Origin of the sequence: Synechococcus sp. R70.1 (assembly GCF_047461675.1) — a bacterium.
Classification (GTDB): domain Bacteria; phylum Cyanobacteriota; class Cyanobacteriia; order Thermostichales; family Thermostichaceae; genus Thermostichus.
In genome coordinates this window covers 39,397-53,663 of the sequence record NZ_JANSHR010000016.1, presented here as the reverse complement: position 1 = coordinate 53,663, position 14,267 = coordinate 39,397, and the positions used below count along the sequence as shown (strand labels likewise).

Below are 14,267 nucleotides of genomic sequence, written 5' to 3'. Positions count from 1 at the left end.
AAGACGACGTGGAAAGGCATAGGCTCAGCTCACTTGCTGCCAAAGCCGCGGCTGTTGCCCCCCTTTTTGCCCCCCCCTTTGTCTGGCTTGCGGCTGGACTGCGAACGCCCTCGCCATTGGGGGCCACCTGCCGGCAGCGGGCCCCGTCCGCCCAGCATGCCCGGAAAGCCGCCCATGCTCATGGAGCGCATCATGTCGCGCATGCGCTGGAAATCGCTCACCAGGCGGCTGACATCCTCCAGCTTGTGGCCAGAGCCCAGGGCTACCCGCCGCTTGCGGCTGACGCTGCGGGCCAGCAGATCCGGGTTGCGCCGCTCCTCTGGCGTCATGGAGTTGATCATGGCCTCCGCCCGGGCTAGTTGCTCTTGGCCTTTTTGCAGCTGCTCGTCGCTAATTTTGCTCATTCCCGGCACTAGCCGCAGCAAGCTGGCTAGAGACCCCATGCGCTTGATGAGGCGCATTTGTTTAAGAAAATCGTTGAAATCGAACTGGGCGGTCATCATCTTTTCTGCCATGGCGGCGGCATCTCCCAGGTCGATTTCCTCCTGGGCTTTTTCCACCAAGCTGAGAATATCCCCCATGCCCAGGATGCGCGAGGCCATGCGATCCGGGTAAAAGGGATCCAAGGCCTCCACCTTTTCGCCAACCCCGATAAACTTAATGGGCTGGCCGGAAACCTGGCGAATGGAAAGAGCTGCCCCGCCGCGGGTATCGCCGTCCAGCTTGGTGAGGATGGCGCCGGTAAGGCCCAGCCGCTCGTGGAAGGCCTGGGTGAGGTTGGCCGCCTCCTGCCCCATCATGGCGTCCACCACCAGCAGGATCTCGTGGGGCTGCACCGCGGCCTTGATCTGCTCCAGCTCTGCCATCATCTCCAGGTCGATCTGGAGGCGACCGGCGGTATCCAAAATAACGTAGTCGTAGCCCTGTCCCCGCGCAGCTGCCACCCCCTGGCGGGCAATCTCGACCGGATCCGCTTTGCCCAGCTCGAAGACGGGGATCTGGATCTGCTGGCCCAGGCTCTTGAGCTGGTCGATGGCCGCTGGACGATAGATGTCGCCTGCCACCAGCAGTGGCTTTTTGCCTTGCTTGCGCAAATACAAAGCCAGCTTGGCGCAAGTAGTGGTTTTGCCAGATCCCTGCAAGCCAACCATGAGCACGATGGTGGGGGGATGCTCGGCCTGGGCAAGGGGCACGTTGGCTTCCCCCATCACCTTCACCAGCTCGTCGTAGACAATCTTGATAAACTGCTGATCCGGCGTTACCCCCGGGATCACCTCAGCGCCCAGGGCTGCCTGCCGCACCTCCTCGATGAACTGCTTGACCACCTGCAGGTTGACATCGGCCTCCAGTAGGGCGCGCCGCACTTCCCGCAGGGCTTCTTGGATGTTGGTTTCGGTGATCCTGTCCTGGCCGCGCAGCTTTCTCCAGGCCAGTTCCAACTTTTCGGCAAGGACATCAAACATGGGTGCTGTTGGTCAAGGGCTGCTAGGGCATTTCCTACCATAGTCCAGTTGGAGCCGCTCCAGCTTGGGGATCCCGGCCCCAGCGGCTACCTAGGCCGAGGAAGGCTAGCGACTTTACGAAAGTTTAAGCAACAATAGAAGGCGTCGCTTGCAGACTGGCCATGGTCAGTGTTGCTTCTTGCTCCTACAGCATCTCCGACTGGCAGTTGGGCTATCGCTCTTTGCGCCAGGAGTACGACTACTGGGTAACGGAGATCGAGGGGCGGATCCCTGAACGACTGCAGGGAACCCTCTTTCGCAACGGGCCTGGCAAGCTGGAAGCGGGATCCCAGCGCTATGGCCATCCCTTCGACGGCGACGGCATGGTCTGCGCCATCACCTTTGTGGGAGGGCGGGTGCATTTCCGCAACCGGTTTGTGCGCACACCGGAGTTTGAGGCAGAGGAAAAAGCTGGCCGAGTTCTCTACCGCGGCGTGTTCGGCACCCAGAAGCCAGGAGGCTGGTGGGCCAATTTTCTCGATTTGCGCTTTAAAAATCCGGCCAATACTAACGTCATCTACCACGGCGGCAAGCTCCTAGCCCTTTGGGAAGCCAGCGCTCCCTACCGCCTAAACCCAGCCACCTTGGCCACCGAGGGGGTCGAGACCTTTGGCGGTGCCCTTGCTCCTAATCAGCCGTTTACAGCCCATCCCCGCCGCCATCCAGAAACCGGAGATCTCCTGGCCTTTGGGGTGCGGACGGGCCCCCCCTCTACGCTTCTATTCTACCGCATTGACCCCCAAGGGCGGCTGGTGGAAAAGTGGGACTACCGCCTGCCGGATTTTGCCTTTTTGCACGACTTTGTCTGGACGCCCCGCCACTGGATCTTTTTCCAAAATCCTGTGGCCTTCAACCCCTGGCCCTACATGCTGGGCCTGCAGCCAGCCGGAACTTGCCTGACCCTCAAAAAAGGGGAGCCCACCCGTATCTGGCTATTTCCTTCCAAGGGGAAGCCGCTGCACCTGGAAACGGAGCCGGGGTTTGTCTTTCACTTTGTCAACGGCTACGAGGTAGGGGAAAAGGTCCTAGTCGATGCCGTCGTCTACGAGACCTACCCCGCCCTGGAGCCCGGAGCCGACTACCTGCAGATTGACTTTGCCCAGGTGCCAGCGGGCAAGCTATGGCGGTTTGAGCTGGATCCCAAGGCAGGCAAAGTCAAGCGGGAGCTGCTTCTGGATCGTTCGGTGGAGTTCCCGGCTATCCACCCGGCTTGCGTTGGCCGACCCCACCGCTACCTCTACGTTGGCGCTACCCATGCTCCCGGCCCCAACGCACCCCTGCAGGCCATCCTCAAGCTGGACACCGCAACAGGCCGCAGCGAGCAGTACAGCTTTGCCCCCCGCGGCTTCGTGGGAGAGCCGGTATTCATCCCCGATCCCGAAGACGCTGCGGAGGAAGCCGGGTGGGTTGTAACAGTGGTCTTTGATGCAGCCAGTCAGCGCTCGCAGGTGGCGATCCTAGAAGCTGCTAACCTAGCAGCCGGCCCAGTGGCGCGGATCCCCTTGCGGCATCACCTTCCCTATGGCCTTCACGGCAGCTTTACCCCCTGCCTCTGGGCTGAGCCGGATTAGAGCCCTGTCCGCGCCAGTAGGCGAGAGGCTATGTGTTAGACTGGGAGTCAGAATTCCCGCGGGGGGGTGTCAGAATGGCCTCTGGTCTGGAACCTTCCCTACAGCGTCTAAGCCCAGTCCCAGAGCCAAAGAGCTCCCCTGGACTAGAAGCAACGGTTGGCGTTAGCAATCTGCCGGTCTCAGAGGGGGAAGTAGCCTCTACCTTCTTCAACTTAGGTGATGCCGCCACGTCGGGAGAAAAAGCAACGGTGGCAAGACAGCGACCCTGCCTAGAGCCCATCCCTCCCCCAGGGGAAGTGATGCAGTATCGGGCCATTGGCCTCATTGAGGGTCAGTATATTCCTTCCCCAGATCGCTTTACGCGGGGGGTTTTGCGCACCTCAGATGGTCTGGATATCCATGCTGTCCTCCTGGGCCGGGTGATGAGCCTAGTGCGCAAGCACCTAAGGCCGGAGCGCAACTACCTGTGGGTGGTCTATCCCCGCACCCGCGACAAAGGCCAAAATCTCCACGTCCAGCTGATGGGAGTCTGGGCCCCGGAGGAAATGGGGCAAACCCTGCCCGAGGGATCCTGCCCAAGGGTGGTGCCGGACTGGTTTTCCATTCGCGGCGAGGTCGTTTTTCAATCCCAGGAGAGAGGGTTCATCATCGTCAAAATTCGCCGCTCCCACTCTCAGTTGCCCTCCCCTACTCATCCCCTGCCAGCCGCTAGCTCCAGCGACCAGCAAGTAGCTAGGCCGGGGAGCCAGCAGCAAGCAGGATCGGCTTTGCCGGCAGCGCCCCAGGCTTTTAAGTTGCGCCTCCTTGGATCCCTGCCAGGCAAAGGAGTAGGTATCTTCTGGGATCTGCAGGCGCGCCGCCGCGGCTCCCAGCTCTACATAGAGTCAGCAACTCCTATTGGCCCTGTGCCCAGAGAGCGGCCACAGCCCCAGGCAAAACGTTCAACTTCCCCTTCCAAACCCAAGAAGAAACCTCCCAGCGCCCCAAGGCGCGCGCAACAACCGCTCCCCAGTCAACCTGGCCTGCCGCTGGATCCCGCCAAGGCAGCCAAACCTCCCAAGCCCACTAAGAAGAAACGTCCATAGTTTCTACCTTCGCCATGACAGAGTCAAACCCTCCTCCCAGCAAAGATGAATTCATCTCCCCCCGCTACCCCTACTGGGGCGAGGTCAAGCCGCAGAACTTGGTTTTTGATGCCAATTTACAAGAATTCAGCCATAAGGTGTCCCTAATTTGTAGCTTAGAGACAGGGGGCAAGATTACCCCAGAAGAAGCCTACCGCCAAATTAAAGAGCTGTGGAAACAACTCAAACAAACCAAAAAAGCTATCCTGGACGAGCCTAGGTGGAATGAGCCTCCTCCCAAGTTGCCAGAAGAAGAGTGAGTTAGGGCTTTCCTCTAGCCCTCCTTCGGGACAGTGCTGCGGAGCAGCTTTGTGGCACCCTGGGCAACCTCGCCAACGAAACAAGCTAGCAACTTAGCACGTCCGTTTCTTCTAGTAGGTTTAAAATCGGGTCTCAAACTCGATGGAAAGGGTGTTGTTGCCCTGGAAGTCGGTGCTGGCGCGGGTGAGGGTTTGGTCGCTGAGGCGGTAGCGGGCGCTGTAGCGGGTGGGCTGCAAGGGATCCGTCAGGTTGCGTTGCACGGAGACGGAAGTGGTCGGCCCCAGATCGCGGGCTACTTCCAGGACCAGGCCCACCGAGGAGCGTCTGGGAGCACGGGTGTCAACTGGGGGAACGGGGCTGAGGCGAACCTCATCCAGGCCAAGGGTGTCCCCCAGCGTTTCCACCACATCGTTGAGTAGGGCCGTTCCCGCCAGCCCGGCCACCCCTGCTTCTGGATTGAGTCGGGCCAAAGCTGTTCCTCCTAGCAGGGCGACGATCTCTTCTGGGGAGCGGCTGGGACTGCTAGAAAGCGTCAAAACCCCGTTGCGGGGATCCGCAGCCGCAAGCTGGCTGGCCCGCCCGTTGACGGTGGCCAAGATCTCGATGCTCTGCTGGGATCCCGGCAGGTTGTGGTTGGTGTCGAAGGGAGACAGCTCCTGGGGAAAGCGGTAGACCTCGAAGGCTTGGGTCACCAGACGCAGGTTGAGGAAAGGATCGAAGGGGTTGTCCAGGTCAAAGGTGGCGGTGTTGGGGCGGGAGCGATCCAGGCGAAAGTTGGCAATGGGCAGGCTGACGCGGCCTCGCTCCAGGGCGATAGTGCCCGCCGGGCGGAGATCTGAGGGGGTGCCGAACAGGCGCAAGCTGCCGGTGGCGTTGAATTCAAACAGGTTGGGGCGCTGCACGCGGATCCCGGGCCCTAAGACCAGCTCCAGCCCGTTCAGCCGCGGCTGCCAGAAGGGATCTGCCTGAGTCGAGTCGGCGGGAGCTGCCGCTTGGCGGCGGCTGACCTCGATAATCCCATGGGAGGCCTCTAGACGACCCTCGAGCAAAGGACGCAAGAGCAAGCCTTCCACCAATACGCTGCCTTCCAAGCGGCCGGTGTAGAGATTGGGCAGGTTGAGCTGGATCCCTTGCAGTTGCAGCGTTAGGGGTGGCGAGGTTTCGTCCATCTGCAGGGCGCCGCGGGAGTTGACAGGCAAAACCCCTCGAGCCACCAGGGATCCGCCCCCCACCTGTCCCTGTAGCTCCCGCACCTCCAATTGGTTGAGGTTAAAGACAATTTGGCCGGTCAGGTTGGTGATAGGCTCCGGCAGGGCAGCCAGCTTGAGGATCCCGGAGCTGAGGTTGAGGTTTCCCTGCAGGCTAGGCTCTTGCAAGGTGCCGCGGATGGCCAGCTCCAGTTGGCTTTGGCCACCTTCCCAGCGCACCTGGTCGGTGAAGAGGTTGATTAGGCGCAGGCCGTCCTTCTTGGCTTGCAGGGTAAGGTCAATCTGATCCGAGACAGCCCGCACCTGGGCAAAGGGCAGGGTGTAGGGCACCAGGCCGGAAAGGCGGATTGGCTCGTCGCTGTTGGCTAGGAGAGCACCCTCCAGACGCAGTTGACCCTGGTTGTAGTCAAATTGCCCCTCTACCTCCCGCAGCGGCACCTGGTGGATCCGGGCGTTCACCACCCTCAGGGAGCCGCGGGCCCGGGGATCCCGCAGGTTGCCCGCTAGTTCCACATCCAAGTTGAGATCCCCTTGGAGTTCCAGCCCCTCGGGCAAGAAGCGATCCAGCAAAGCCAGAGGAAACCCCTGAATTTGCAGGGATCCCGACTGCTCCTCCAGACCCAACTTGCCGGTGAAAAGGGCTTGGCGTTCCCCACTGCGCAACAGCAGCGGCTGTAGCACCACCGCCCCCTCGACTAGGCTGCCGGCAGCGGTGAGGCTTTCGACCCTAAACTCCTCTGCTTGCCAATTCCAGCCCTCCAGGTGAAAACTGACGCTGGGCTGGTCGAGACTGCCAACCAAGCTGAGGCTGGCCTGGAATTCTCCTTGCAAGCTGGTGGGTGGCGGGATGCGGGGATCCATGCGGCTGGCCAAGGCCTCCAGGTGGGCGGCCAGGACCTGGGCGTAGTGCTCCAATTGCTGCAGCAGGGGAGAACCGGGCAGGCCAACCGGCTCTGTCTCTAGCACGGCAGCAGGGCCTAGCGGGGGCAATTGCAGGCCGCGGGTGGCGAGGTCTTGCCACTGCCGCCACTTAAAGGCAGAGACAATGTCTTCCAGGCGACCCTGGCGGGTGCGGATCTGCAGGTCAATTTGCGGAACGGGAAGCGCCGAGGCGGGCTTCAAAGCAGCCTGGAAGGAGGCCGCCGGCAGCTCCAGGGTGCCGCTGGCGGTGTAGGTGCTCTCGAACAGCTCCAGTTGGGCTTGGGCAATGGTCAGGCGAGAGGGGCTGGAGCTGTCTCCAGGACGGTAAGCGAAATCCACGGAGAGGCCCTGGGCTTCGATCCCCCCTAGCCGCAGATCTGCCACCGCTGCCCGTCCTCGGGTAGCGCCGCTTGCCAGGTCAACGGTCACCTCCCCATCGAGGCTCCCCTGCAGACTGGCCCACGGCCCAGCAGCCACTCCCCCCAGTAGAGCCAGCGGCAAGCGGTTCGCCGCCACCTGAAGCTTACCTTGGTGGCGTTGGCCGCGCAGTTCCCCCTCGCCCAGCTGCAGCTCGAACTGCAAGGGCCGAAACTGGGGATCCAACTGCAGCGCCAGCCGCTCCCGCGTCCCCTTCAGCTCCACTGTCATCCCCTGGCTAGACCCCTGAAAGGGCCCGGCCAAGTCAGCAAAGGCCACCTCTCCCACCCGCAAGCCGCGCACCTTGGCCTCGCCGGCCACCTGCAGGTTGTCCGGAGATCCGCGGAGCCGCCCCGATCCCTGCAGCACTCCTGCCACCCTCGGCGGCAAGCCGGGCACTTTGGCTAGGGGGATCCCGTCAGCGGCAAAGTTGAGATCTAGAGACCCCACCTGCAAGGTCTGCGGATCCGCGAGGATGCGCCCCTCTACTCTGCCCAAGCGGGTGGTGTCGGCCAAGACTTCTGCTGCTTGGATTGCCAAGCCCCCGCCATCCCAGGCCACCTGGCCTCTAATGGAGTCAACTAGCCCATTTTCCTCCCCAAGCCGCGACAGGGTCAGGGATCCCTGGGCCCGCAGCGCCGACAGGAGACCCACCTCCGCCGCCTTCCCTGTGTCCACCTGCGCCCTCAGCTCCCCAGAGACAGATCCCGGCCACTGCGGGTTGAAAAACGCCAGCGGCACAGCCTGAGGAACCACCTGCGCCTGGAGCTGTCCTGCCTCCCACCGCCCCGCCGCCTGGATCCGGCCCTCCCCTACGGCCAACACTGCCTGGGGCACCTCCACCACCCAGCCGTCCCTGCCAGGCAGGATCTGCAGCTGTCCTCTTCCAGCGAGCTCCCCTCCCTGGATTTCCCAAGTGGCCTCCACCTGGGGCTGGGATCCTGCCAGCACCACCTGGGCCTGAGCAGTTACCCGCCCCGCCCAAGGCAGCTTGCCCCTCTGTGGCAGGTTGACGCCGTAGAGGGACAGCACCTGCCCCGCGTCGGCTGCGGTAACCTGCAGATCAAACTGGCCTGCCAAGCCGCTAGCCCACTGCAGTTGGCCGGATCCCTCGAGGCGTCCGCCTGCAGCTTGCAAGTCAATGGCCTCAAAGGCCAAGGTCTGGTCGGCTAAGCGGAAGCCAAAAGCATATTGCGGCACCGGCAGGCGATCCACCCGACCTGGCGAGATCCCTTGCAACTGCCCTTGGATCTGCGGCCCCTCCAGAGGGCCGGTGACCGCCAGGGATCCCGCCACCACCCCTTTTGCCGCCACTGGCAGCTTGAAGTTGAAAGTCTCCTGGATTTGCTGCAGGCTGGCCGGGGCGATGGCGGCTTGCAGATCCAACCCCTTGTCGCTGAAGGCGATGGAGCCGTTGAGATCTTCAAAAGCAAGCTGGCCAAAGCGGCCGCTTATCCCCTCCAGTTCCAGCTCCTCTAGGGTAAAGCGAACAGAGCCCCTCACCTCCTCAAAAGGACGAGGCAACCTCTCCAGCCTCAGCCGCGCCTGCTGAACCTGGGCTTGCCCCGTCAACTCCAAAGGGCGTTTGTGCAAGCGGGACGGCGTCCCTTCTCCTCCCCAAAGGACTTGCAGAGCTAGACTAGCTTCCCCCTCCACCTCCGCCCAAGGCGCTGCCGGCAAGATGCTGGGCAGCAGATCCAAAGGCAGGCGAGCAGCAGCAACCGTCACCGAACCAGAAACCTGGGCAAAGTCCGCCACCCCCCGCAACTGCAGAGGGTACCTCCCTCTACCTGCCAGCGGGCGCAGGACCGCCGAAAGCTGGAAACTGGCTCGTCCTCCGGCTTTCTCCCCCGGCAGGGCACTCAGCCTCACCTGCACCTGGCCCTGCAGCCCCTCGAACTGCCGTCGCTCCCCTACTAAGGGGATGGCCGTCAGGGATCCCCCCCGCAAACGGATGTTCAACCCCTGCAAGGGCAGGGATCCCTCCCCTTGAGGCAGTTGAAACTGCACGTCTGCCCAGCCGCGATCCAGCGTTTCCATGAGCAGCAACTGGGGCTGGTTTAGGGTAACATTGAGCACCCACTCGCCGGTTTGTAGCCATGTCCAGAAGTCGGGGCTGAGGTCAATAGAGCCAATGCTGGCCAAGTGTTCAATGAAGCTTTCTCCCAGCCGCACTCCCCAGGGAGCCACAAGCCTCACCTCTCCCAATTCCACCCGCCGGCGCATTGCCTGCGAGAGGGTAACTTCCACCTGGGGCAGCACTTGGTTCTGAAAGTAGATGCCAGTTCCCCAGGCGGCGCCAAAGGCGGCAGCCGTCAAGCCCAAACCCAGGCCTGCCCCTATCCTTGCCCAAGTCTTGGAGGAGAGGGGAAAGGGTCGCTGCGGCACTTCACCCTCTTTGTTGCGTCGCTCTTCGCCCAACACCTACCCTCAGGATCCAAAGCACACCCCTTGAGAAGCCCTCCTTGGGGATAGCCAAAGCTGCCCCCATCCTACCCAAGGACTCCTGGCTTGCCATGAGGGGCCAGAGAGAAGAAATCCCTACTCCCAGCCGCAATCCCCTGCCCATGGACATTGCTTGATCCAGCCCTCTACAATGAGGCCCACGGGTGGTCTGTCTACACCCCCAGCTTGCCGGGGGGATCCCCCTGGCAGGGCAGTGTGAGCTACCACGTAAGTAGGGAGCAGTACGAGGGGCTTACAGTTTTGTCCCCTGGTGTGTTGTATAAGGTTGTATAAGCCTTTTGGAGCAGTCGAGATAAAGGAGAGAAGCCATTCCGGAACCTCTGTCTTTGACAGTTAGCTTGCGTGGTAGCCACGAGGCCCTGGAAGACTGCCAGGTCTTCCACCTAGCTGGCCTTCTGGATGCCTTCTCTGAGCCGGTGTTCGTGAAAGTGGTCACCAGGCACCTAGAAAAGGGATCCCCCAACCTTATCCTGGACTTGACAGGGATCGATTTCATCGACAGCTCCGGCGTCGGTGCCCTGGTGCAACTGGCCAAACTGGTGCAAGAGCGCGGGGGCATCTTCCAGGTAGTGAGCAATCCTCGCATTACCCAAACGGTAAAGCTGGTGCGGCTGGAGAAGTTCTTGTCCCTGCGCAATTCACTCCAGGAAGCTTTGGATTATCTAGCTGCAGAGAGCAAAAGGCGCTCCGAGCAGGCCTCTCCCCCCTCTGAGGCTGGCTCCGAAGCCGCCGGATCTAGCCCGGAGGAGCCCAAGGGCGAAGCTTCCTAGGCCGCTGCTGGGATATTGGAATGGGTCTGGGGACTTTTTGGGGCATCAGCGCCGGCGCCGGGGATCCCGAGTGGCTGACCCTAAAAGCTGTTCGGGTTCTCCAGGCTGTCAACTGGGTGGCCTGTCCCCAAAATGCTGCTGGCCAGCCTGGTTTGGCCTACCAAATCGTGCGTCCTTGGCTGCAACCGGGACAAACGCTCTTGCCCCTGCCTTTGCCCTTTGTTACCCAGCCTGAGCTCCTCCAGGCGGCGTGGGAGGCGGCTGCCGAGCAACTAGCTCCCCTTCTGGAGCAGGGAGAAGATGTGGCCTTTGTCTGCGAAGGGGATGTGGGCCTCTACAGCACCTTTGCCTACCTGGCCCAGGCCCTGCGGCAGCGGCTCCCTGACCTGCCCATCCAGGTCGTACCGGGGGTATGCTCTCCTCTGGCTGCTGCGGCGGCTTTGGGATCCCCTTTGGCCCTCGGCCCCGAGAAATTGGCAATTTTGCCCGCTCTTTTTGCCCTAGCAGAGCTGGAGGAAGCCTGTGCTTGGGCTGAGGTGGTTGTCCTCATGAAGGTGGCTTCCGTCTACCCCCAAGTTTGGCAGTGGCTGGCCGAAAAAGGCTGGCTGCAGCGGGCTAGCCTAGTGGTCTGGGCCGGCTGGCCCCAGCAAGCCCTTTTCCCCACCCTCGACGGATTGGCCGACTACCGCCCCCCCTACTTTTCCCTATTAATCCTGTGGCCTCAGAATCGCAGCTCTCCTCGAGTGGCTGACTTGCCAAAAAGCTCCTAAAAAATGAGCTTTTCTCCAGGAGAAAAAGCAAGAAGATTTGACCGCAGGATCTGCGTGTACTACCCGTGAAGAAAGATGGAAATCAAATTGAAGAAGTAACATAAACTGTTAAAAACAGTTGCCAGCCGCTACAGGGGTAGGCGGCCTGGGCTAGATTAGAGGTGTAGTGATTCAGGAAAGGAGGTAGATCCAGCGGAAAGGTAAGACACCGGCTTGCAACTTGCTCAGCCTCAAAACTGCCAGCAAAACAACCTCTCAAGTTGATCCCACGTAAGCTCTCAATTGGCTGTGCTGGCAGGTGTACCAAGCAAGGGGTTGTCTTGCCTAGTGGAGCACCTGGCCTCTCCGACAGGTTTTCCCCCAAGCTAAGGGACATGGGAGCTAAATCAAATAGCGGCTGGGTTTACTGAAGCCAGGCACTGTAGCGTGAGGGGTCGCTTACCTCGTCTGGAGTGGTGAAAAGACAGTAAGTTCTGCTGCTTCTGGAAGCGCCGGCCTGCTATTTCGAGTCTCCAGCAAGAATCAGCGAAGATTGGAGAAGACGTGGAAAACCGGTGCTTCGGTGAGGTTCAGGTGCTCCTCCTGCAGGCTCTAGCGAGCCAAGATTTTTAGTAAAACTTGAGATTTCTTGAGGTGGGGGGTCTCTATGTTTACCTTTCTGTCGAAAATTGCAAGAGCAGTTATTCGCGTGTTCACCCCTGCCAAGTCCGACCTAGTGGAAGTCGGCTACCAGCCCATCACAGATGATATCTATCGCTATCGCGGCAAGCGCTCGGCTCGCTATGCCGGTGAGCTGTAGGACGAGGGGGGAAGGAGAGGGGTTTGCCACGTCCAGGGGTTGAGCTCCTAAGAGGTGGCCAGCGGGTTGGTCTTCGTTTCAGGGCTGTTAAGCTCTGGCTTTGGTTCTGGGGTGGCGGTTCTCGGACAAGGGCCGCCACTTCGCATTGTTTGCGAAAATGGTAGGGATACGTAAGCGCTCCCTCCACAGTGCCCTCCCTCGTGGTCTATCCCGCCACAGCCGTCGACCTGGATCCTGTGGTGGAGGTTCTTGCCCAGGTCTTTTACCCGCCCCTAGGCCTGCAACGCTGGCTGCACCCCATTCACAAACGGATCATTCGTCAGGATTTACGCCTCAAGCTGGCAGCCAGGGATCCCTACTACTGCTGCTTAGCGGCGGCGGTGGGGGCGAAAGTGGTGGGGACTGCTGAGATCTCGCTGCGGGCGATGGCCCACGGGAAGTATCCCTACCTTTCGAACTTGGCGGTGCTGCCAGAGTGGCGACGGCAGGGAATTGCGCGACAGCTTTTGCTCAGCGCTGAGGAGGTAGTGCAGAAGTGGGGCTATCGCCGGTTACAGCTGCACGTCCTGGAAGATAACTTGCCCGCCCAGCAACTCTACACCCAACTGGGCTACGTGCCCCTCGAGCGCACCCCTCAGCTTTGGCAGTGGCTGGGGATCCCACCCCAGCTTTTGCTCTGCAAGTGGCTGCCGTAAAGTTATGTAAACTAGAGGGAAAAGGCGAGAGAGGCGTTGCCGTGGACGTTGAGACCGTAAGCAGGAGGGGCTGGGGGGCCGTATTTGTAGCTTTGTTTGTAGCTTTGCTGGTTAGCTTTGGAGGGGTTCAGGCCGCCTTTGCCCAGTGGGGCACTACTCCCCTGCCCTCGATTGGAGCCCCAGCGCCGGAGTTTGAACTGCCAGATCAGTCGGGCCAGGTGCGGCGCCTGGCGGATTTTCGCGGCAAGTGGGTTGTGCTCTACTTCTACCCCCGCGACTTCACTGCCGGATGTACGATCGAGGCCCGCCGCTTCCAGCAGGATCTGCCCAAGTTCCAGGCCCTAGGAGCGGAGATTGTGGGCGTAAGCGCCGACTCGGTGGACTCCCACCGCCGTTTTTGCCTAGCAGAGGGGCTGCAATTTCTTTTGCTGTCGGATCCCCAGGGCACGGTTAGCCGCGCCTACGGCTCGTGGATGGGGGATATGGCCCTGCGCAACACCTTTCTCATTGATCCCGATGGGATCCTGCGGGCTATTTACCCAATCGTCAACCCCTACCGGCACAGCGCCGAGGTCTTGGCCCAACTGCAGGAGCTTACCAAGAAGGGCTAGTCCTGGGGGCCAAAGGTCTGCTCGAACTCTTGCAGCAGCTCGTCAATCTCCTCTAAGGCTTGGTTGACATCGACGCGCAAGTCCCTGAGATCCGGCCTTTCCAAAAGCTTGACCAGGACGGGCCGGCGCTCGCGAATACGTCTGATGCGCTCTTTTAGGGCGGCAATTTCCGCTGGCTCCATAGCTGCAGTGGTTGCCTCAGCTCCTCTAGCTTATCGCTTTCCTAGTCAGATCGCGGCCTTTGCTAACCCCTGCCCTAGACCATGGGCACAAATTGCACGGGGAAAGCTTCCTTTTGCACCACTCCTTCCGGCGTTTTGTGGAGAATGAGCAGGGACTGGGATGCCTTGCTTTCGCCTACCGGTACCACTAGGGTACCTCCCACCGCCAGTTGATCCAGAAGCGCTGTCGGCACGGTTGGGGGTGCGGCTGTAACCACAATGGCGTCGTAGGGGGCGTGTTCCGGCCAGCCCTGATAGCCATCTCCCTGACGCACCTCCACGTTGCGGTAGCCAAGGGAGGCCAGAGTTTGCTGAGCGCGGGTGGCTAGGGGAGACAGTCGCTCCACGCTGTACACCTGTCGGGCCAGCTCACCCAAAATGGCCGCTTGGTAGCCGGAACCAGTGCCGATTTCCAGCACCACCGACTCAGGCGTGAGGCGGGCTGCCTCGGTCATAAAGGCAACGATATAGGGCTGAGAGATCGTCTGGCCGTAGCCGATGGGCAGGGGGCAATCTCTGTAGGCGCGATCCCGCAGCTCGGGGGGAACAAAGAGGTGACGCGGCACCTTGCGCATCGCCTCCAGCACCCGGGGATCCCGGATCCCGCGCTGAAGGATCTGCTCCCTTACCATCCGTTCCCGTTGGTCAGCCCAGGGATCCAAGCCACTCTCGGCACAGGGCTGAGGAAGGCGAACCCCACCCGTCCTGCTAAAGAGGGACGAGAACAACCTTACCATTGGCGCCTAACCTCCAAAGCTAACAGCTTGCCCGGATTTCCCTGGAATGCTGCGCCGTAACTTGGGATCCCTCACCTCGATCCTGGCCCACTTTTAAACCTGCTGCCACAAATTTCTCCCGGAAATTCCATAGCCCCGGTCCTGCAAGGGCCCAGGGTGGCCAAAATCCGTCGGGGTGAGTCGTTGCTAGCGAA

The 14,267-nt window shown here is 61.1% G+C and carries 12 protein-coding genes; 8 read left to right on the top strand and 4 right to left on the bottom strand.

The annotated features are described in order from the left end of the window. Nucleotides 1-29 precede the first annotated feature (29 nt). Nucleotides 30-1,463, bottom strand: a complete 1,434-nt coding sequence (gene ffh / locus NW807_RS02110) for a signal recognition particle protein (RefSeq protein ID WP_414425155.1) — start codon at nucleotides 1,461-1,463, stop codon at nucleotides 30-32. A gap of 161 nt (nucleotides 1,464-1,624) precedes the next feature. Between ffh and NW807_RS02105 the strand changes: the two genes are divergently transcribed. The 3 genes from NW807_RS02105 to NW807_RS02095 all read left to right on the top strand — a co-directional run bounded on the left by NW807_RS02105 (nucleotide 1,625) and on the right by NW807_RS02095 (nucleotide 4,457). Further along, nucleotides 1,625-3,073: a carotenoid oxygenase family protein gene (locus tag NW807_RS02105; protein ID WP_414425154.1), complete on the top strand. Its 1,449-nt coding sequence runs from the start codon at nucleotides 1,625-1,627 to the stop codon at nucleotides 3,071-3,073. A 248-nt stretch (nucleotides 3,074-3,321) separates the two neighbouring features. Beyond that, entirely contained in the window at nucleotides 3,322-4,158 is an 837-nt protein-coding gene (locus NW807_RS02100) for a hypothetical protein (RefSeq protein ID WP_414425153.1), read from the top strand. A 14-nt stretch (nucleotides 4,159-4,172) separates the two neighbouring features. Continuing rightward, entirely contained in the window at nucleotides 4,173-4,457 is a 285-nt protein-coding gene (locus tag NW807_RS02095; RefSeq protein ID WP_414425152.1) for a hypothetical protein, read from the top strand. 120 nt (nucleotides 4,458-4,577) lie between these two features. Here NW807_RS02095 and NW807_RS02090 read toward each other — a convergent pair whose 3' ends face one another. Beyond that, entirely contained in the window at nucleotides 4,578-9,425 is a 4,848-nt protein-coding gene (locus NW807_RS02090; RefSeq protein WP_414425151.1) for a translocation/assembly module TamB domain-containing protein, read from the bottom strand. A 371-nt stretch (nucleotides 9,426-9,796) separates the two neighbouring features. Between NW807_RS02090 and NW807_RS02085 the strand changes: the two genes are divergently transcribed. The 5 genes from NW807_RS02085 to NW807_RS02065 all read left to right on the top strand — a co-directional run bounded on the left by NW807_RS02085 (nucleotide 9,797) and on the right by NW807_RS02065 (nucleotide 13,115). Next, nucleotides 9,797-10,240, top strand: a complete 444-nt coding sequence (locus tag NW807_RS02085; RefSeq protein ID WP_414393124.1) for an STAS domain-containing protein — start codon at nucleotides 9,797-9,799, stop codon at nucleotides 10,238-10,240. A gap of 20 nt (nucleotides 10,241-10,260) precedes the next feature. After that, nucleotides 10,261-11,010 (top strand): precorrin-2 C(20)-methyltransferase, encoded by a 750-nt coding sequence (locus NW807_RS02080; RefSeq protein WP_414410586.1) that lies wholly within the window; start codon nucleotides 10,261-10,263, stop codon nucleotides 11,008-11,010. 646 nt (nucleotides 11,011-11,656) lie between these two features. Then, nucleotides 11,657-11,809 (top strand): hypothetical protein, encoded by a 153-nt coding sequence (locus NW807_RS02075; protein ID WP_414393121.1) that lies wholly within the window; start codon nucleotides 11,657-11,659, stop codon nucleotides 11,807-11,809. A 188-nt stretch (nucleotides 11,810-11,997) separates the two neighbouring features. Continuing rightward, on the top strand, nucleotides 11,998-12,504 hold the full coding sequence (locus NW807_RS02070; protein ID WP_414393119.1) for a GNAT family N-acetyltransferase: 507 nt from the start codon (nucleotides 11,998-12,000) through the stop codon (nucleotides 12,502-12,504). Nucleotides 12,505-12,545: 41 nt separating this feature from the next. Next, a complete protein-coding gene (locus tag NW807_RS02065; protein ID WP_414410583.1) occupies nucleotides 12,546-13,115 on the top strand; it encodes a peroxiredoxin in 570 nt (189 codons plus the stop codon). Here the strand turns inward: NW807_RS02065 and NW807_RS02060 are convergent. Beyond that, nucleotides 13,112-13,297, bottom strand: a complete 186-nt coding sequence (locus tag NW807_RS02060; protein ID WP_414425150.1) for a hypothetical protein — start codon at nucleotides 13,295-13,297, stop codon at nucleotides 13,112-13,114. The two genes, NW807_RS02065 and NW807_RS02060, sit on opposite strands and share 4 nt — an antisense overlap. Before the next feature lie 74 nt (nucleotides 13,298-13,371). Further along, the gene (locus NW807_RS02055; protein ID WP_414425157.1) at nucleotides 13,372-13,968 is read right to left on the bottom strand and encodes a protein-L-isoaspartate(D-aspartate) O-methyltransferase; all 597 of its coding nucleotides are present in this window, start codon (nucleotides 13,966-13,968) and stop codon (nucleotides 13,372-13,374) included. Nucleotides 13,969-14,267 lie beyond the last annotated feature (299 nt).